17 protein-coding genes and 2 pseudogenes are annotated in these 18306 nt (G+C 38.3%); 11 read left to right on the top strand and 8 right to left on the bottom strand.

Annotated elements, in window-relative coordinates; all coding sequences use genetic code 11:
- A partial coding sequence (locus tag I6E78_RS05000) for an IS110 family transposase (protein WP_197182080.1) occupies nucleotides 1–559 on the bottom strand: 559 nt, incomplete at its 3' end.
- Nucleotides 560–1234: 675 nt separating this feature from the next.
- Between I6E78_RS05000 and I6E78_RS04990 the strand changes: the two genes are divergently transcribed.
- Both I6E78_RS04990 and I6E78_RS04985 read left to right on the top strand, forming a co-directional pair.
- On the top strand, nucleotides 1235–2581 hold the full coding sequence (locus I6E78_RS04990) for a serine hydrolase domain-containing protein (RefSeq protein ID WP_197182078.1): 1347 nt from the start codon (nucleotides 1235–1237) through the stop codon (nucleotides 2579–2581).
- A 96-nt stretch (nucleotides 2582–2677) separates the two neighbouring features.
- On the top strand, nucleotides 2678–3145 hold the full coding sequence (locus I6E78_RS04985; protein WP_231617944.1) for a GNAT family N-acetyltransferase: 468 nt from the start codon (nucleotides 2678–2680) through the stop codon (nucleotides 3143–3145).
- Nucleotides 3146–3229: 84 nt separating this feature from the next.
- Here I6E78_RS04985 and I6E78_RS18880 read toward each other — a convergent pair.
- A pseudogene (locus I6E78_RS18880) lies at nucleotides 3230–3517 on the bottom strand (group II intron maturase-specific domain-containing protein); the annotation flags it as partial.
- Nucleotides 3518–3606: 89 nt separating this feature from the next.
- On the opposite strand from I6E78_RS18880, the gene I6E78_RS04980 reads away from it, so the two are divergent.
- Both I6E78_RS04980 and I6E78_RS04975 read left to right on the top strand, forming a co-directional pair.
- Nucleotides 3607–3885, top strand: a complete 279-nt coding sequence (locus I6E78_RS04980; RefSeq protein ID WP_197182077.1) for a type II toxin-antitoxin system RelE/ParE family toxin — start codon at nucleotides 3607–3609, stop codon at nucleotides 3883–3885.
- Nucleotides 3885–4181: a HigA family addiction module antitoxin gene (locus I6E78_RS04975; RefSeq protein WP_197182076.1), complete on the top strand. Its 297-nt coding sequence runs from the start codon at nucleotides 3885–3887 to the stop codon at nucleotides 4179–4181. Before I6E78_RS04980 ends, I6E78_RS04975 begins: the two co-directional genes overlap by 1 nt.
- 36 nt (nucleotides 4182–4217) lie before the next feature.
- On the opposite strand, the pseudogene I6E78_RS18895 reads toward I6E78_RS04975, so the two are convergent.
- Both I6E78_RS18895 and I6E78_RS04970 read right to left on the bottom strand, forming a co-directional pair.
- Nucleotides 4218–4428, bottom strand: a pseudogene (locus tag I6E78_RS18895) (hypothetical protein); the annotation flags it as partial.
- A 147-nt stretch (nucleotides 4429–4575) separates the two neighbouring features.
- Nucleotides 4576–5460: a LysR family transcriptional regulator gene (locus tag I6E78_RS04970; protein ID WP_011328148.1), complete on the bottom strand. Its 885-nt coding sequence runs from the start codon at nucleotides 5458–5460 to the stop codon at nucleotides 4576–4578.
- 271 nt (nucleotides 5461–5731) lie between these two features.
- On the opposite strand from I6E78_RS04970, the gene I6E78_RS04965 reads away from it, so the two are divergent.
- Complete coding sequence (locus tag I6E78_RS04965; RefSeq protein WP_182683328.1) at nucleotides 5732–6562, top strand: sulfite exporter TauE/SafE family protein; 831 nt, start codon at nucleotides 5732–5734, stop codon at nucleotides 6560–6562.
- 127 nt (nucleotides 6563–6689) lie between these two features.
- Here the strand turns inward: I6E78_RS04965 and I6E78_RS04960 are convergent, their stop codons facing one another.
- Nucleotides 6690–7739: a methionine synthase gene (locus tag I6E78_RS04960; protein WP_197182075.1), complete on the bottom strand. Its 1050-nt coding sequence runs from the start codon at nucleotides 7737–7739 to the stop codon at nucleotides 6690–6692.
- Between the two features lie 70 nt (nucleotides 7740–7809).
- Nucleotides 7810–8784, bottom strand: coding sequence for a DUF1852 domain-containing protein (locus I6E78_RS04955; RefSeq protein ID WP_011328151.1), 975 nt, complete (start codon nucleotides 8782–8784; stop codon nucleotides 7810–7812).
- Nucleotides 8785–9304: 520 nt separating this feature from the next.
- On the opposite strand from I6E78_RS04955, the gene I6E78_RS04950 reads away from it, so the two are divergent.
- The 6 genes from I6E78_RS04950 to I6E78_RS04925 all read left to right on the top strand — a co-directional run bounded on the left by I6E78_RS04950 (nucleotide 9305) and on the right by I6E78_RS04925 (nucleotide 16542).
- Complete coding sequence (locus I6E78_RS04950; RefSeq protein WP_197182074.1) at nucleotides 9305–9619, top strand: DUF6693 family protein; 315 nt, start codon at nucleotides 9305–9307, stop codon at nucleotides 9617–9619.
- A gap of 337 nt (nucleotides 9620–9956) precedes the next feature.
- Nucleotides 9957–10307, top strand: a complete 351-nt coding sequence (locus I6E78_RS04945) for a hypothetical protein (protein WP_197182073.1) — start codon at nucleotides 9957–9959, stop codon at nucleotides 10305–10307.
- Nucleotides 10308–11374: 1067 nt separating this feature from the next.
- On the top strand, nucleotides 11375–13933 hold the full coding sequence (locus I6E78_RS04940) for a TonB-dependent receptor plug domain-containing protein (RefSeq protein ID WP_197182072.1): 2559 nt from the start codon (nucleotides 11375–11377) through the stop codon (nucleotides 13931–13933).
- Between the two features lie 89 nt (nucleotides 13934–14022).
- Nucleotides 14023–14952 (top strand): MBL fold metallo-hydrolase, encoded by a 930-nt coding sequence (locus I6E78_RS04935; protein WP_197182071.1) that lies wholly within the window; start codon nucleotides 14023–14025, stop codon nucleotides 14950–14952.
- Between the two features lie 592 nt (nucleotides 14953–15544).
- Complete coding sequence (locus I6E78_RS04930) at nucleotides 15545–15697, top strand: hypothetical protein (protein WP_197182070.1); 153 nt, start codon at nucleotides 15545–15547, stop codon at nucleotides 15695–15697.
- The gene (locus tag I6E78_RS04925; RefSeq protein WP_231617943.1) at nucleotides 15694–16542 is read left to right on the top strand and encodes a transposase; all 849 of its coding nucleotides are present in this window, start codon (nucleotides 15694–15696) and stop codon (nucleotides 16540–16542) included. The genes I6E78_RS04930 and I6E78_RS04925 overlap by 4 nt, the downstream gene beginning before the upstream one ends.
- A 414-nt stretch (nucleotides 16543–16956) precedes the next feature.
- On the opposite strand, the gene I6E78_RS04920 is transcribed toward I6E78_RS04925, so the two are convergent.
- A complete protein-coding gene (locus I6E78_RS04920; protein ID WP_011328155.1) occupies nucleotides 16957–17544 on the bottom strand; it encodes an SCO family protein in 588 nt (195 codons plus the stop codon).
- 3 nt (nucleotides 17545–17547) lie between these two features.
- Nucleotides 17548–18306, bottom strand: a complete 759-nt coding sequence (locus I6E78_RS04915) for a formylglycine-generating enzyme family protein (protein WP_197182068.1) — start codon at nucleotides 18304–18306, stop codon at nucleotides 17548–17550.

Here is an 18306-nt window from a genome sequence, read left to right as displayed (position 1 = left end):
AAAAGTCACAGAATATTTGAGTGTCCTTTTCTTTAAACCAATCAATCACGTGGGGGTAATAATTTTTTAGCGTTGTGGCTATTTTATTGGTTAAATTAACACGATCTTGTACTAATTTACGTCTGTATTCGACAAGCTGTGCAAGGCACCTAACTTCTTCTGAGTCAGGTCTAATAACCGTTAATTTATCCATGTGAAGTTGTAGAATTTCAACTTGAATAATCGCATCAGTAGGATCATCTTTAGCCCCGCTGTGCGAAAATGCTGCACGGTATTTGGCGACACTTGATGGGTTAATCACAAATAATATAATGTGCTTAAATTTACTGAGTGCATATATAAGTGGACCTTTTTTTAGCTCACACGCGACAGCAACGGGTCTGCCGTTGTAGCGTTGTTTTAACTCAAGCGCCCATGCATTAATTGACTTAGGCTCAGAGGAAATCACACTTAAATGTTGTGTGTTTGTGTCGCGGTTTATTTCACAAATATCATGTTTACGGTCGGCCCAATCGATCCCGATAAGGGCAGCAAAACCTGAGATGTTAAAGGCTTCCATTTTGGGCCTCCTAGAGGTAAAGTGAAAGAATAAATAGAGGCTAATAGTGTTTCTCGCAAGTCTTATAGATAGTCGGCATTACGANGACCTTTTTTTAGCTCACACGCGACAGCAACGGGTCTGCCGTTGTAGCGTTGTTTTAACTCAAGCGCCCATGCATTAATTGACTTAGGCTCAGAGGAAATCACACTTAAATGTTGTGTGTTTGTGTCGCGGTTTATTTCACAAATATCATGTTTACGGTCGGCCCAATCGATCCCGATAAGGGCAGCAAAACCTGAGATGTTAAAGGCTTCCATTTTGGGCCTCCTAGAGGTAAAGTGAAAGAATAAATAGAGGCTAATAGTGTTTCTCGCAAGTCTTATAGATAGTCGGCATTACGACAATCCCTGAGTATGCGTTTTGAAATCGAGGTGCTCTGTTGGCTCGAACGTCTTGTTAAAAACATTGGATGTTTGTCATTCAATATTCGTAACCAACAGAAGCATATTCCACTTAATATAATAGTCAGTTACTTTTAAATTAAGTGGCTTGGTCGAACTATAAGGCAAATCACTGCGACCCAATACTCTCCGCTTCATTTTTGTGCGCAAAAATACTCGCACAAAAACAAAGCTCCGGCATTGGGCGCGTGTTTGCGGCGTTATATTTCCTTTGCAATGGAGTGTTAATCCCATGGTAAAAAAGTTATTGTTTAGCTCTTTATTTTTTGTTACTTGTGTTGATGCACAAGAACACGATTTTTCAGCCATGTTATCTTGCCATGCATCATCGGATAAACCGGGACTTGCAGTAAGCATCGAACAATTTGGAAAGCATGTTTTCAAAGGCGCTCTTGGTGTTGCAGACATAAGCACTCGCGAACCATTAAAGGTTGATCACACTTTTCAGATTGGCTCAATTTCAAAGCAGTTTACTGCCGCAGCGATACTTCAACTCGCTGAAAATAATAAGTTATCCTTAAGAAATACTCTGGATGATTTTATTACAGATCTTCCAGTTGAGTACGCAAAGCTAACGATTGAAAGTGTTCTAAGTCATACTTCTGGGCTGCCAAATTATAACTCGGATGCAGGGAGTAGGCAGCGGTGGGACAAGTACGCCACCATTGATGAAGTGATCAATGTGGTGAGTAGAATGCCAGTGCTGACAAAGCCTGGTGTTGATTATGCGTATTCAAATACCGGATATATTTTGTTGGGAAAGGTGATTGAAGACGCTTCTGGTCTGACATATAGCGAGTATTTGCAGCGGAATATTTTTTCTCCTTTAGGCATGAAGAATTCGTTTGTTGTGACTAAAGGGGTAAGTTCAAAGCAAATTGTTAAAGGCTATACCGCAAATAAAGACGTGCCTAACGTGTATTTGGCTCCCGAAACTGTTGACCGCAGTTGGATTTATGCGGCGGGTGCGATAGCATCTACTCTTGACGACATGAGTCTGTGGCATCACGGTTTAAGTTCCGGGAAGGTAATTTCGGCTGAAAATTATCAGCTGATGGTAACCAGAGCAAAATTAAACAACGGTGAATCAGTCAATTATGGATTTGGTACTGATGTATACCCTATAAGTGGCCAGCCGTCGTACAGTCATCAAGGGCAAGTGCCAGGTTTTGTGGCATGGTCAGTCTATTTTCCCTCGCATGATTTACTTGGCACAGTATTCGGCAACAATGACTCTGTTCACCCAGGCCCAGCTTTGTTAAATATGGTTGCAAGGCAACTTAACCTTTCACCAGCAGCAATTGCTCATAAAAACATTACAGAGCAAGCTAAAGCTCTGATTGGCACATACAAAGGTGCAGACGATACGGTTATAACTGTTACATTCAATGATGGACAACTCAGTGCGAAAACCGGCAATGATGTCACCCGAAAATTAGTCCTTCGGGAAAATAACTCATTTTCATTTGAATGTACCGAAGATTATTATGAACTTCGAGAGGAGGATGAGCAGCGTTTGCTTGTTCCTGTCAGTATTTACATGGGTGAGCGAGCACCTTTAGTTCGAATGAAAATATAACAAGACCAATCACAAACGCCAGCAAGCTGACTGTACTCGCTGACGCTGGCGGCGTTATATGCAATTATAATTTATGCTTAATATTCAAAGGGTAATATGGAAGGTTTAGTTGTAATTAGGGAGGCACAAAAAAATGATCACTCATTTATTTTTGAGTTTTCACCTTATCTAGCTGAAATGGCTCAATTAGATTGGCATACTGATGGTGTCATTCAAAAAATGCAAGATGATTACATATCGGAAATGCTTACTGAAACCGTTAAACCAAATATCACATTTATCGCTGAAATTAATAATATTTCATTAGGGTTTATTCATGTACGAACACATGAAGATAGTATTTCAGGTGAGACTTGTGGAACTATACCGCTTCTTGCTGTTTCACCTAAATCACAAGGTTTGGGATTAGGTAAACTTTTAATTGAACATGGTGAAAAATGGGCTAAAAGCTTAGGTTGTAGGTTGCTACATCTAGAGGTATTTGCTAATAATAAAAAGGCAGACAGTTTTTACCAAAATATAGGGTTTAAACCTGAAATCGTTCATATGATAAAACCAATATAGAGTCATTTGCATATAATCTGGTAGCCGGAGGTATCTAACCTCCAGCCCCCACACCACCCATCATGCGGGTCCGCAATGGGCGGTTCATCTCCCGTAATGAATATTGATCCAAATATCTCTCAATGACACTAAACTTTGTGACGCTAAATAGTCATTGCCTAGCGCAATGTTAATTCCTTTTGTTTTTGAGCTTCGACAAGGCACCTTGCTGGAGATACCACATGCTATGGCGAGTCGTTCGCTGACACCCAGTTTTAAACTGCGTACTTTAGTGCGTGGTTTACGCTATTGTCGCCAGTAGCACATTCTTATCCTTCGGCAGATCCAATGATCTAAATCTACCGTTAGCTGATAAGTATTGGCTACTAGATAAGAGTGTCGTATCAGCTAGTTCGTCTTTAGCCTACGCTTGATATGATATTCCCATCGACAACTGATGCGCATCACGCTACACTTGTTGCATGATTAAATCTTTTAAGCACAAAGGTCTTAAAAAATACTTCCAAACTGGCAGCGTCTCCGGTATTCAGGCAAAGCATCAACGTAAATTACGTATGCAACTTGCCGCAATAGATACCGCACAGGAAATTGATGATATCAATTTACCCGGTTTTAAGTTACATCTATTAAAAGGGAGTCGTGACGGGGTTTGGTCTATTACTGTAAATGGTAATTGGCGCATTACTTTCGAGTTTATCGATGGTAATGCTTACATTCTCAACTATGAGGACTATCACTAATGAGTATGCATCATAATCCGCCACATCCAGGAGAGTTTATTTATGACGTTTATTTGGAGCCTTCTGGCTTTAGCTGTCGTTATTTAGCTAAACAGTTAGATGTTGCATCGTCTACTTTAAATAGAGTTCTAAAAGGTCAAAGCGCTATCTCACCTGAAATGGCACTTCGCTTATCTAAAGCAATTGGCAGAACTCCTGAGAGTTGGCTATCAATGCAAGATAACTACGATCTTTGGCATGCTAAACAGAAAATAAATTTAACCAATGTTCGCTTTGTAAATTTTGCAGAGGCATAAAAATATAGCAATACGCCCTGAGGTGGACAGCAAGTATTAAAACTTACTTTCAAGCGCAAACCTTAAAAGTGGTGAGCATCTTCGTTTTAAGGCAGCTAAATACGTTGATTCATCGTAGCGTTTTCCAAAAAAATAAAAGGACAGGCATAAAATATTTGCCAGTCCCTTTCTAACACCTAAATACGCTCCTTATCCATTTAAATGCCTGTGATCTAATAATGCTGTTATGCGGCTTACCCTTGGATTTGTTACTTAAAATGCACTGTGGTGAATTCAATCAGCTATTAACAAAACCCCAGCCTGCACAGCTGGGTTTGTACTAAACATGCGGGTAGGATGAGGATAGCGCGCCAATGAGCCCACACTGTGCATTTTATTTGGTTGTGGGTTATGGTTATGTTGTTTTTTTTGCTTGGGCAATAAAGTCATTTAAGTAGTCTATATGCTGCTCGTTGTTACGAATACCGACAAATATTTGTTTGTTAATACCTTGCTCCCCAAACCTTAGGCTTTTGATAGGCATTGTTTTAGAATACTCGTCTACTAGCCAGCCTGGTAAAGCACAAATGCCGCGACCCGCAGCGACCATTTGTAGCATGATTTCGGTTGTTTCAATGGTTTTGTGTTTTTTTACTGAGCACTTTGCCGGATTAAGAAACTGGCTAAAAATATCAAGCCTTAGCGGCTCTACAGGGTAACTAAACAATACTTCTTCGCTTAGCTGCTCGGGTAATACAAACTCTTGTGTTGCGAGTTTATGGGATTTAGCAACTACGAGTCTGTGCTCGTAGTTAAACACAGGTATGTAGCTTATTTTAGGTTTAAAGAGTGGATCGGGAGTTATTAGTACGTCAATTTCGTAGCTTAGTAATGCACCTAAAGCACCAAACTGAAACTCCTGCTTTACGTCAATGTCTATGTCTGGCCAGTGCTCTAAATAGGGCTCAATTACTCTAAGCAACCATTGGTAACAAGGGTGGCACTCCATGCCAATGCGTAGCGAGCCTAGTTCACCTTTAGCAATTTGATTTAGTAATAACTCAGTGTGTACAAACTGCGGTAATACTCTGTTTGCCAGTGTTTGAATATGTTCACCAGCCGCTGTAAGGCGCAAATTTCGACCGTCTTTTTTCCATATTGGCGTACCAACTTGGCCTTCTAGTTTTTTAATACTGTGACTTAGTGCCGATTGCGATAAGTACAACGAATTTGCTGCCTTAGTTAGGGTTCCATGTTCTTTTATGGCGGTTAGTATTTCTAAGTGGATCCTTTCCAGCACAAGTTAACTCCTATCTATAATTTAGCTTTAATGATGACTGATATTCATTGGTTGATGAAATTATATCATTTTATCAAGCAAACAAGTTTATTTACTATTAAGGTGGGAATAACTAATTATAACAAAGCGTTATATTAAACTTAGCGAGAGCTGAGTTTGTAGAGCATGCTAACGTGATTGTTTTATTTAAAAACCTAAAAGCAGGGGCTGTAATTACCTCGTAAATTGACTGAAAGGTCTTTGTTGTGATTAAAAATAGAAGTAATAATTAATGAATATCATTGAATTTATAACAAGTAATATATCTACTTTGTTGGCACTGGTAGCCACAGGCGTATTTGCTGGTATTTTAGCAGGCTTACTCGGTGTGGGCGGTGGAATTGTAATTGTGCCTGTGTTGTTTTTTTTGTTTCAGAGCTTTGGGGTATCGCCCGAGTCTGCAATGTTAATTGCAACAGCTACGTCTTTGGCAACCATAGTGCCTACATCTATTAGTTCAATTAGGTCTCACAATAAAAAAGGCAATGTGGACTTTGACCTTTTAAAACGTTGGGCTGCATTTATTCTTATAGGTGTATTGCTGGGTAGCTGGTTAGTTACTCGGGTTGATGGCAAGTTGCTTACGGTATTGTTTGGGGCAATAGCGCTGTTATCTGCACTTAATATGCTGTTTAGAACGGGCAAGTCGGCGTTGTATCAAAAACTACCAGGTACAGTAGGGCAAAGTGTTATGGGCGCATTTATTGGCTTTTTAAGCTCTATGGTGGGAATTGGTGGCGGCACTATTTCGGTGCCATTACTTACTTTATATAACTATCCTGCTCATAAGGCCGTTGGTACAGCTGCAGCAATTGGGTTAATTATTTCATTGCCTGGTGCGCTAACTATGTTGATATTGGGCAGTACGCCAATTGATGCGCCAGCGGGTACGTTTGGTTTGGTTAACTTATTTGGCTTTGCATGTATTGTACCGCTAACCGTACTGTTTGCGCCTGTAGGCGCGTCGTTAGCTGCAAAACTAGATGCAGGTAAACTGAAAAAGATATTTGCTTGTGTACTATTAATTACTGGTTTACGCATGTTAGGGCAAGTGTTTTTATAGGTTTTTAATTTAGTTATTGTTTGTTTAAAAAAGAATGCCCGGCATAGAAACTCTATACCGGGCATTCTTTTAAAAAACTATATTGAAGTGCTTATATTAGTTTGATTATATAGGTTTATTTGTTGGACTAACTTTTGTTAGCTAGTTCTTTGCGGATTATTTCTGCTCCTGCACTTAAGGCATTTAACTTAGCGTTTGCTACATTACGCGCTAAAGGAGCCATACCACAGTTGGTACAAGGGTAGAGCTTGTCGGCATCAACATATTTAAGTGCTTCGCGCAGGGTATTAGCAACTTCTTCGGGTGTTTCTATGGTGTCGGTTGCTACATCAATAGCGCCTACCATCACTTTTTTGCCGCGAATAAGTTCAAGTAGCTCCATTGGTACATGAGAGTTATGACATTCTAGCGAAATAATATCTATATTAGATTGCTGTAACTTAGGAAACGCTTCTTCGTATTGGCGCCATTCTGAGCCTAATGTTTTTTTCCAATCGGTATTGGCTTTAATGCCGTAGCCGTAGCAAATATGCACCGCGGTTTCGCATTTTAGTCCTTCAATTGCGCGCTCTAAACAGGCAATACCCCAGTCATTAACTTCATCAAAAAATACATTAAATGCTGGTTCATCAAATTGGATAATATTTACCCCTGCAGCTTCTAGCTCTTTGGCCTCTTGATTAAGAATTATGGCAAATTCCCACGCAAGTTTTTCGCGACTTTTATAATGATCGTCATAAAGGGTATCTATCATTGTCATTGGGCCTGGCAAAGCCCATTTTATTGGCTGGTTAGTTTGCTGGCGTAAAAATTTAGCATCTTCAACAAAAACCGGCTTTTGTCGACTAACAGGGCCAACAACCGTTGGTACACTTGCATCGTACCTATCGCGAATTTTAATGGTTTTACGCTTTTCAAAATCAACACCGTTGAGGTGCTCAATAAAGGTGGTAACAAAGTGTTGCCTGGTTTGCTCGCCATCACTGACAATATCAATGCCTGCTTGTTGCTGATCGTGTAATGACAAGCGAAGGGCGTCTTGCTTACCTTCAATTAGTTCATCGTCTTGTAATTTCCAAGGCGACCAAAGTGTTTGTGGTTGTGCAAGCCAAACCGGTTTAGGCAAACTGCCCGCAGTTGACGTAGGTAATAGTGTATTGCTAATAAGTGTTTTCATGATAAATAGTGCCGTATATTTAAAGTTATAATTGAACCTAGCTATTGAGCGAAACTGTTAAGCGCCGCTTTTAAACGTAATTGGCAGAGAATTGTTCAAGCACAGTTTGGTATGGCTTAATTAGGTGCTCTTCGGTAAATTTTCCCTGCTGGCTGGCCATTTGGCTACGCTCTTCTCGATCATAAACAATTTGCGTTAATGAATGATCTTGGTTGTTCAAATTTGGTTGATAAGACTTTCCTGCAGGTGCATTTGCATTGTAAATTTCAGGTCGATAGATTTTCTGAAATGTTTCCATGGTGCAAATGGTACTTATAAGTTCAAGGTTAGTGTAATCATTAAGTAAGTCACCAAAAAAGAAAAATGCTAAAGGCGCTACACTGTTTGGTGGCATAAAATAACGTACCTGCAAGCCCATTTTTTTGAAATATTGCTCGGTTAAAGATGACTCATTTGGCAGGTATTCAACGCCTAAAATAGGGTGCTGGTTTTGAGTTTGATGATACGTTTTGTTATCAGAAACACTAATACATATTACAGGTAGTTTATTAAAATTTAGTCTGTAAGTACTTGAGTTAACAAAATGCTGAAACAGCTTGCCGTGCAGCTCACCAAAGTTATCTGGGATACTAAATTTAGGTTGATTTTTATTATGATTTTGCAGCAATACGCTAAAGTCATAATCGCGCACATAAGAGGAAAAGTTATTACCTACAATGCCTTCAATGCGTTTATTAGTTTTATGATCAACAATAATTGTTTTTAATATTTCTATTGATGGAAAAGTATTACCACTGCCTTTAATATCTAAATCTACAGAAATAATCTCGAGTTCGACAGAGTAACGATCTCCTTTAGCGTTATCCCAATTCGCTAAAGCATTAAAGCGGTTATCAATCATTTTTAACGCGTTGCGCAAATTAGCTTGGCGATATTTTCCTCTTGCCAAGTTAGCAAAGTTGGTTGTAAGGCGCGTATCGTTAGATGGCTGATAACTTTCATCAAGAGAAGTGCTCTTAATAGTAAATTTAAAGTCTTTTTTCATGATTTTTGGTATCCATTTATATAATTAAAGCTGAATTTTTTGTTTAACTTCTGAGGTTTTCGGTAATATCTTCAGATTTCCCTGTCAGTAGTCACCACAGTATTTTTTATTTTTACCTAAAGGCTTAATTGCAACCAAGTGCAGTGCGGTTAAAGGTAAAAGCAAGAATGTATTTTATACGTTGTTATTATTATGAATAAAATTGATTTAATTTCATTTATACATGAGTAATGCTCATTGATTTCTTTTATCGCTAGTTTTGCTGCGTTTATTAGCGTGGCTGTAGGTTTGTGAGGTGCATTTTTGAGGAGGAATAAGTTAAGTGAAATAATGTTTATTTAATCTAATAAAGCTAAGCAAAAGTATGTAGTAGCTGCTTATAAGTAAATAAACTTCTTTTTGTTTTATGTAAATAATTGAACTGAAATAGGAACTCGGCTATGGTTTATTTAGTAATAACAATAAATTAAAGCGAGTAGGTTTTAACACTCGTTAAGTAAAATCATATCAAGGATTAAATATGAAGATTCAAGCAAATGTAGGAGCTATAGATATTTTAGGGCATTTAATACTGTGGTTTATTTTAATACTAATAACGTTTGGTATAGGCGCGTTCTTTTTTCCTTATTCGTTCTCTAAGTTTATTTTGAATCGCTCTGAGTTAATTGACGAACACGGTAATGCAAGAAAAATGGTTTGTAATACAGATATTTTTGGCAGCATTGGCCATGTAATTCTTTGGATTATAATTTCAATACTTACCCTTGGCCTTGGTTATGCCTTTTATTTTTATAAGGTGTGGAACTACTCTTTAAATAATACAACTATTGAGTAATTAGCCTTTATACGGCGCATTCGTTTATTAAACAAACTAAATTAAAAAGCATAACTTTAATAGGGTTATGCTTTTTTGTTTTAAGTAAAAAAGTTGAGGGTAAATACCATAAAACGAATAAAGGAGCTAACCCGATAATAAGTAAGCACCTTATAATGCTTAAAAAGAGAAGTTTTATAAACAAAGTTTAATTTTAAATAATGCTATGTAGATATACAGCACGCTGTATTACAGGCTCAAGCGGAATAAACTCATTAGGTAAGTTACTGTTGATTGTTGCACTCAAACGCAGTGATTTATTATTAACCAAGCGTTATTCGTTCAGGAACATATATTTATGCCACACGTAGAAATAAAATATTCAGATAACTTAAAAATAAACACAAAAGAAGTTTTTGATGTTATAGAGCAGATTATAAATAACAAAGACGCCAGTGCTGGGGTATGTAAGTCAAGAGCTTACTCATGCTTAGAATATAAGTACTCGCATATTCTCATTACAATATCGTTATTAACTAAGTCTCACCGAAATAAAGAATTTACATTAGCATTAAGTACTGAGCTAGAGGCATCTATAAAAAAACACCTTAAACAAAGCGTGTATTTTTCGTTAAATATAGAATACAGCCAAGCTTATTACACCACCAATGTTCACCTTGTTGATGGCGATATATTGGCAGAAACATAAGGCTTATTAAATAGCGCACTCACTTATTTAATGCGGTTGGTATTATATGTTAAATTTTAAAACGTATAACATGTTACTGCTGCGAAGAAAATTTTCTTGTGCTGCTATTTTTTGCCAAACAAGGCGTTAGGCGAGTAAAGAGGGTAGCTGCCGTCGACAGGTCTAGGCTGTGTCGTAACTTTGTCGCGTTATTACTTGTGTGAAATTGCCATAAAGAGTAATACAGCTGCAAAAGGAAAATGATGAATATTCAACAACGACAAGCTAAAAGGTAGGCTCAGAAAGTTCTTGCTCGCCATTCAGGATTAAGACTCGTACTATTCAGAGAATAGAAGGGGGCTGAGCGTTGGATCAGAATCTTTAAAATGTATTGCTGCTGTGTTTGAAGTTTTTATTAGCTCTTTAATGCAGGATAAACTCATGATTGCACCAACCAACAAAAAATAACTTAAGCTTACCAACACAGAGTAAAAAGCAATTAAATTAGCTCAATCAGTTTTTAATAAATGCGCACCAAAAGACAAAAAATCCTCTTATGAAAGTCGAATGATGGCAATTAATAGAGTAAAGGCATGATATAAAGTATTTACATTATAAAGCTGCCGTTTGAACTCCCGTTTGCAGCGGCGACATTTGATATAATGGCTAAAAATACGTGATAAATATTAAAGCATAACTACAACAGTGGTTATGCCTATTTATAAAAATAATACCCCAAATTTACTAATTAATTGTCTCTCAGCTTTTATGCTTACGCGACCTTTGTCTCATATGGTTACACTTGCCCGCAAACTTCACTAATCGTATATTCAAGTTCGTTTACAATAATTAACAAATGAAAATTTGTATGCATTTATTATAACAAAGTAGCAGGATTGGTGGCTTATGCTTAGCTTAGCAGTAATGCATGTTTATTATTTACAGCGCAGCTTTGAGCCAGTGTTTTCAAAAAATTAAACTATTAAATTATCTTACAATTATGCAGATGGCAGGCGTTTGCTTGTACTAAATAACAATTATCGTCAACAGTGAATAAATTTAAATAACAATACAACACAGGAAAGCTAATGATAAAAACATCTAAGCTGTGTAAGGTTACTATTGCGATAGGGCTCGCACTAGGAACTTCAGCACTATCAGTACAAGCAACAGAAACACAAAGTACTGCAACAGATAATGTGACCCCAGCCGTAGAAAAAATACAAATAATAGGTTCTCGGGTGTCTAGTCGTACTTCTACAGAGTCAACATCGCCGATAGATATAATTGCATCAGATACACTCAGTAAAGGCGGCTTTACTGAGTTAGGACAATCTTTACAAGCAACTGCACCCTCGTTTAACTTTAGCAGAACACAAGTATCGGATGGTGCAGATTTGTTTAGACCTGCTACATTACGTGGTATGCAACCAGATCAAACACTCGTTTTAGTAAATGGAAAACGACGACATAACCAAGCCATATTTGGTATTTTTAATACCGTGGGTGGTGGTGCTGCGGGTACTGATATGAATGCTATTCCTTTAACAGCATTAAAAAATGTACAAGTGTTACGCGATGGCGCTGCGGCTCAATATGGCTCGGATGCGATTGCGGGCGTTATTAACTTGTCATTAAAAGATACCACCAATGTGACTAGCGGTTTTATACAAGCAGGCACAACTAAACAAGGGGATGGAGACACTTTAACGTTAGGTTTAAATACGGGGTTTGATTTAAGCAATGATGGCGGCTTTATTAATTTGTCGTTAGAGTATCGTGATGCAGATGGTACCAATAGAGCGCAACGAGATATAGGGGGGTCGTCGAGTGTTACACCGGGGACTTTATCGCAAAATGTGCGCTGGAAGCAGGGCAACGCCGATGCTGAATTTAAAACCCTATTTTATAATATGATGCTGCCAGTTGGGGAGTTAGAGCTATATTCATTTGGCGGTTACTCTAAGCGTACCGCGCTGGGAAATGGCTTTTATCGTTATTTTAATGAAGCTGCGAAAAATGTACCTCAAGTATACCCCGATGGTTTTTTACCTCAAATTGATAATGAGTCTGATGACAAGTCGATTGCGATAGGTGTTAAAGGTGATATTAGTAGCTTATGGGCCTTTGATGTTTCGGCTGTTTATGGCGAAAATGGGTATGACTTTTATTCTGCAAATACCATAAACCCTTCTTATGCTGCTGAATATTTAAATAACAACCCATCAGCGACTGACAGTGAAATTGCCGCTAATGCGGGTAAAACAACAGGGTACTCAGGTGGCTATCGCTTTGATCAATTAACATTTAACGCCGATATATCGGGTGAGGTTGATGTTAATTTACGCAATGAGCTATATGTTTCATTTGGCGTTGAATACAGAGAAGAAAACTATCAAATAGTTAACGGCGAGCAAGCATCTTATGCCTGTGGTGCCAGCAATCAAAACAGCCCATTTCCATCAGTGATTGATCCTAACGTTTTTGCTACCTGTGGCTTTGAGGCATTTAATGGTATTAGCCCTGCAGCGGCACGTAAAGAGGGACGCGATAGCTACGCCGTTTATATCGATGTTGAAAACCAGTTAAATAATAATTGGTTAGTGGGCGCGGCACTACGTTATGAAGACTTTTCTAACTCGGGGGACGACCTTATTTGGAAGTTATCTTCGCGTTATGAAGTAACTAGCGACTTTTCGGTAAGAGGCAGTGTATCAACCGGTTTTAGAGCTCCGTCGTTACAACAAAGTGCATACACGGCATATACCACTAACATAGGCGAAGGTGGCGAATTAGAAAGATCGTTCACCGCTAATGCCGGGTCTGCGTTTCCGCGTGCATTAGGGGTCGATGAACTTAAGTTAGAAACATCAGAAAGTATTGGTCTAGGGTTTGTTTTTAATGCCAGCGATGAAGTATCTATTACCTTAGATGCTTACCACACCGAAATAAAAGATCGTATCTCAGGCACAGGTTTTTTAACCGCTGCCGATGTTGCCTTTAGCCCAGAGGCGAGCGAAGCGCTTGCTGCATCGGGTGCAGTGAGTGTTAATTACTTCTCAAATGCTGTTGATTTAACAACAAAAGGAGTTGATTTAATCGTCACTTATCAAACTACTGTAAACGAGGGGGAATTTGCAATTACGTTTGCCGGTAATATTAATGATACAGAAATAGATAGAGTGAATACCCGAGAAGGGATCCCCGCATCGGTTACTTTAGATAAAAATAATCGTGACTTTATTACCGACTCCCAGCCTAGTGAGCGAGCTACACTCTCGTTTGACTATGATAAAGGGCCATGGAGTACTCTGATCCGTGCCAATTATTTTGGTGAAACTGAAGTGTCATTATTTGGTGCGAATCATATTAACTTGCCGGGTACGCTTTCACCCACGGGAGCATTTAAACCAACCAGTGTGGTTGAGGCCGCTACTTTAATAGATGTAAACGTGGATTATCAAGTGTCCAGTGCATTTACTATTAGTATGGGTGTTAATAACTTATTTGATGTTACACCTGATGAACTGGGAGATGATGAAGTGTTGCAATTTATTTCTCAACAGGCATTTCGCTACCCATTACGTGCGGTTCCATATGGTTTTGACGGTATGAGTTATTATGCACGCGTGGGCTTTGTGTTTTAATTAGTTGTTCTTGTTTTAGCTGGGGCACTGTAAGTGCCTCAAATATTATAAATATAAATTAACGGCAGAAGTACTAAATGAAAAGCAAAATGAAAAAACTATTGTTTATTTTTAGCTATGCACTTTCGTGCATGTTTATTAATGCAACGGCGGCTGAAAATGAGCCGTATCTTTATACTCTGGGTGTAACACAAGATGCAGGATACCCGCAAACAGGTTGTTATGAGCAACATTGTATGCCAGGCTGGGAAAATCCACTGTTAAAACGCGGGGCGGTGTCATTGGGAGTAATTGACCCAAAAAATAACAAAAAATACATGTTTGAAGCAACGCCTAACTTTCCAGAGCAATTTTATCAACTTGAGCGAGTTGCGCCTTCTTCGCGTTACAGCCTTGCAGGCATTTTTATTACCCACGCCCATATTGGCCATTATACAGGGTTAATGTTTTTAGGACATGAAGCGGCAGGCACCAGTAATACGCCTGTGTACGCAATGCCTAAAATGACCCAGTTCTTAAAGGGAAATGGCCCTTGGGAGCAATTAGTTAAATATAAAAACATTCAGCTAATGCCATTACAACACAATCAGCCAGAAGTGCTTGGCCAAATAACAGTAACTCCATTTTTAGTACCGCATCGCGATGAGTATTCAGAAACTGTGGGCTACATAATAAAAGGGCCAAATAAGTCAGCATTATTTATCCCTGATATTAATAAATGGCCACAATGGGAAACAAAGCTGGTGGATGCAATTAAAGCAGTAGACTACGCACTCATTGATGCAGCCTTTTATGATGATGGTGAGTTACCGGGAAGAGATATGTCTAAAATCCCTCATCCATTTGTTGCAGAAACAATGACAGAGCTAAAAGATATAGACGACACAGAAAAAAATAAAGTGTGGTTTATTCATATGAATCACAGTAACCCATTACTTAATTTAGAGAGTAAAGAAAGCCAATTAGTAAAGTCGCGCGGATACAATATCGCTGTTGAAGGGCTAAAGCTTGCTTTATAGCACTTATAAAATTATTAATTAAATTAGCGATACAAAACAGAGTATAACTATTATTAGTTGCTACTTATACGGCCCTTCAGTTAACAGTAAAAGGGCCGTTTATATAAATTAGCAGAAGAAAATCTGTGAGCAGAGCGAGGTGATGTCGCGGGGGAAATCTGTTTTACCCTTGTTTTTGAATATACTTCGTGATGATTTCAGCACTTGCATTCCCAACCAACAAAGCAAACGAAATAACAGTCTGACCAAAAAGCCTTTTCGTTCCAAAGCTTTAAAATACAAGAGGCCAAAATAAAATTTAGCCACAATCTTAGAGGTGTTTTCTTATTAATTATGCCTAACAGAAAATTTTACTCCAATCTTGGGCTGCATGTGAGTGTGGTTGCCGTCTATCTCTCTTTCTTCAACGTCAAAATCTGATCTATGCGAAATATCTAAATCTTCCTTTTATAAACGTATCTAATTTTTCTTTTAATAACGTTTTTTTATATTTAACGGCTAATGCATCATAATAAGGGACAGGCATAAAAAATGGTAATTCCCTCGCTTTGAACTACTGTTTATATATACATGCAAAAACAGAGTGCTAAACATGACCCGTGCCAGAAAATCACTCATAGATTTATCGGTAACACCTTATTACCACCTAATTGCGCGTTGTGTTCGCCGTGCTTTTTGTGTGGCGATGATAAATACTCAGGCAGAAACTTTGACCACCGTAGGGAGTGGCTTGTTAAGCGGATGAAATTACTGAGCGATGTATTTGCCATTGATATAGCTGCTTACGCTATTATGAGTAATCATTATCATGTTGTGGTTAAAGTAAATAAAAACAAAGCGCTTGATTGGTCTGTTGAAGAGGTTATAAGGCGTTGGTATAAGTTATATAAACAAGGAGACTCTTTGGTTGAACGCTTTTTAAATGGCGAGAAATTAAATGAGGCTAGCTTATATATTTTTAGTGAAATTATAGCAACATGGCGAGCACGACTTTATGATATTAGCTGGTATATGAAAAATCTTAATGAATATATTGCCAGGCAAGCAAATAAAGAAGATAACTGCACAGGAAAATACTGGGAAGGGCGTTATAAATCCCAAGCACTATTAGATGATAAGGCTATTTTAAGTTGTATGGCGTATGTTGATTTGAATCCAATTAGAGCGAAAATAGCTACAGAACTTGAAAATAGTGATTTCACATCAATTCAAGAGCGTATCCATAAATATAAAAACACGCCAAAAAATAGTAAACAACCTGCACAAAAATCAGAGCTTTTTGAGCACAAAAGCCAGCCAATGCAATTACTTAAATTGGGTAGTAATGCAGAACCAGACACGATCCCATTTAGATTAATAGACTATTTAGAGTTAGTAAGTTGGAGTAGTCGTTATTTTACTTGCAATAAACAACGGGAAGTAAGTAAAAATGTACCCAATATATTAGCCAAATTAAATATAGAAGAGGCTGAGTGGCTAAACGCAATTCAGCATTTTCGTAGGCAATATGCAAACTTTGCAGGGAGTAAAGTAAGGTTAATGAATTTAGCTGCGCAGAACCAAGCTAAGTGGTACAAAGGTGTTGGTTAATCTGTAAGTTATTTAATGCAAAATAAATACGAGCATCCGCTGTTTTTTTGTTCTAACCAGTAAAATTTACTCTTATTGTTTTGGCGGAAGTAAGCAGTTGGTGTGATTACTTAAATAACTAAACAACAATGATTTGAGGTCGTTCATAGATCTGTGTCAGCTTAAGTTAGCAAATATCCATCATATGAAGTGTAAGCCCCTAACTCTTGTTAAAATCTCCCTAAAATCGAATAAACTTTAACTGTTGTAATTCAATGAAAGCCATACACTGGAGTAAATAATAAATAAACTGTGCATTTGCTTTTTAATAAAAATTAAATGCCTGTCCCATATTAAAATTTTTGAAATTAAATAAACACTCTGCTTTTGTGCGAGTGTTTATTCATTGTATAGCTTAGTTAAGGGTAGCGTGCTTTAAAAATTTGCGAGCTTTTCAGCGGCTATTGCTGCGTTATTTATTACTCCAAGTTCTTGAAACTTAATACGTCCTTGCTCGTCTAAACCTGTCATTAAGTTGGAGTGATTAACTTCATTGTTGTCTATGTTTTGAAACTTTATATTTAATACCATGGCTAAACTACGAACGTCTTGTGGTGTGCCGGTTAATAAACTCCAGTTTTGTAAATTTAATTTTCGGCTTTGTGCAAATTCTTTTAGTACTGCAGGTGTATCTGTGTCGGGCGTTAACGAGACTAAAATAAAACCTACGTCTTGTTTTTCAGTCTCACTCAGCTTATTTTCAATGGCTTGCATGGTAGAAACAATAGTAGGGCAGGTATGTAAGCAGTGTGTATAAATAAGGCTTATGACTTGTTTTTTACCGCTAAAGCTACTTAAAGTACGTTTATTAGCGTCTTGATCTAACCATGTACTGTTAAGCTGATAAACAGAGTTTTGTGGTATATTTTGCGAGTAAGCGTATGAGCTGGCAAGCATGCATATCAGCCCTAATATTTTGAGTGTTATATTATTAGAAATAATAGCTGGGTTATATTTTATCATTTTTTATTCCTTTGATTTCGCACAGCGAAACCCTAAATTGGGTAAAGTATATTTGGCCTGCAAACTAGATCGAAAGCCAAAGCGCATAAATGCGGCATAATCACTGGGATCAGCAGCGCCTTGTGCTCCTGCGGCGCAAAATAATTTTTGATTTATATCACTATCACCACGGGACTCGCCGCTGACCAAAGCGGAGTTAAAATCCTCTGTCCATTCCCAAATTAAGCCGTGTAAGTCTTGTGCTCCCCAATAGTTTGCTGGGTTAGTACCAACCTCGGGGAGCTGTTTGCTACTAGGGCGGCTATACCATTGTAAAATACGTTGGTTATAGCTTTTCTCTAGGCTGCCATTGGGCTGGGTTGCACTGGCACTGGCAACACGTTCCCACTGAGCAACCGTGGGTAAGCTTTTATTAAGTGAATGGCAATAAGCTTGGGCTGCAAACCACGATACGTTAACTACAGGGCTGTTTAATTGTCCTTGTGACGGCTGCTTTGGAGTTAGATTTTGTTGCCAATGTTGTAAATATTGAGCCTCTGCAAATATGCTAGGTATTTGCTGCGACTGCCAACGAGGGTTATTTATTACAAACGTTAAATATTGCGCGTTAGTCACAGGCGTAACATCTATGCTAAAAGCGCCCACAAATGTTTGTGGGCTGTTTTTATTCATATAAAGCGGCCTGTAGTTACCCGCGGGCAGCGCTACCATTTTAGGATGCTCTGCCAGTGTCAGTGTCATCGTTAATAAAGAAAAAATCAT

The organism is Pseudoalteromonas sp. NZS127 (genome assembly GCF_015864805.1).
Taxonomy (GTDB): Bacteria; Pseudomonadota; Gammaproteobacteria; order Enterobacterales; family Alteromonadaceae; genus Pseudoalteromonas; species Pseudoalteromonas nigrifaciens.
This window is presented reverse-complemented; position numbering and strand designations above follow the sequence as displayed.

Bases quoted from the DNA above. Each gene is read 5' to 3' on its own strand.
- I6E78_RS04985 (WP_231617944.1), top strand. From the start codon at position 2,678: ATGGAAGGTTTAGTTGTAATTAGGGAGGCACAAAAAAATGATCACTCA.
- I6E78_RS04930 (WP_197182070.1), top strand. From the start codon at position 15,545: ATGACCCGTGCCAGAAAATCACTCATAGATTTATCGGTAACACCTTAT.
- I6E78_RS04950 (WP_197182074.1), top strand. From the start codon at position 9,305: ATGAAGATTCAAGCAAATGTAGGAGCTATAGATATTTTAGGGCATTTA.
- I6E78_RS04920 (WP_011328155.1), bottom strand. From the start codon at position 17,544: ATGATAAAATATAACCCAGCTATTATTTCTAATAATATAACACTCAAA.
- I6E78_RS04915 (WP_197182068.1), bottom strand. From the start codon at position 18,306: ATGATTTTTTCTTTATTAACGATGACACTGACACTGGCAGAGCATCCT.
- I6E78_RS04980 (WP_197182077.1), top strand. From the start codon at position 3,607: ATGATTAAATCTTTTAAGCACAAAGGTCTTAAAAAATACTTCCAAACT.
- I6E78_RS04940 (WP_197182072.1), top strand. From the start codon at position 11,375: ATGATAAAAACATCTAAGCTGTGTAAGGTTACTATTGCGATAGGGCTC.
- I6E78_RS04925 (WP_231617943.1), top strand. From the start codon at position 15,694: ATGAAATTACTGAGCGATGTATTTGCCATTGATATAGCTGCTTACGCT.
- I6E78_RS04960 (WP_197182075.1), bottom strand. From the start codon at position 7,739: ATGAAAACACTTATTAGCAATACACTATTACCTACGTCAACTGCGGGC.
- I6E78_RS04935 (WP_197182071.1), top strand. From the start codon at position 14,023: ATGAAAAAACTATTGTTTATTTTTAGCTATGCACTTTCGTGCATGTTT.
- I6E78_RS04965 (WP_182683328.1), top strand. From the start codon at position 5,732: ATGAATATCATTGAATTTATAACAAGTAATATATCTACTTTGTTGGCA.
- I6E78_RS04975 (WP_197182076.1), top strand. From the start codon at position 3,885: ATGAGTATGCATCATAATCCGCCACATCCAGGAGAGTTTATTTATGAC.
- I6E78_RS04945 (WP_197182073.1), top strand. From the start codon at position 9,957: ATGCCACACGTAGAAATAAAATATTCAGATAACTTAAAAATAAACACA.
- I6E78_RS04955 (WP_011328151.1), bottom strand. From the start codon at position 8,784: ATGAAAAAAGACTTTAAATTTACTATTAAGAGCACTTCTCTTGATGAA.
- I6E78_RS04990 (WP_197182078.1), top strand. From the start codon at position 1,235: ATGGTAAAAAAGTTATTGTTTAGCTCTTTATTTTTTGTTACTTGTGTT.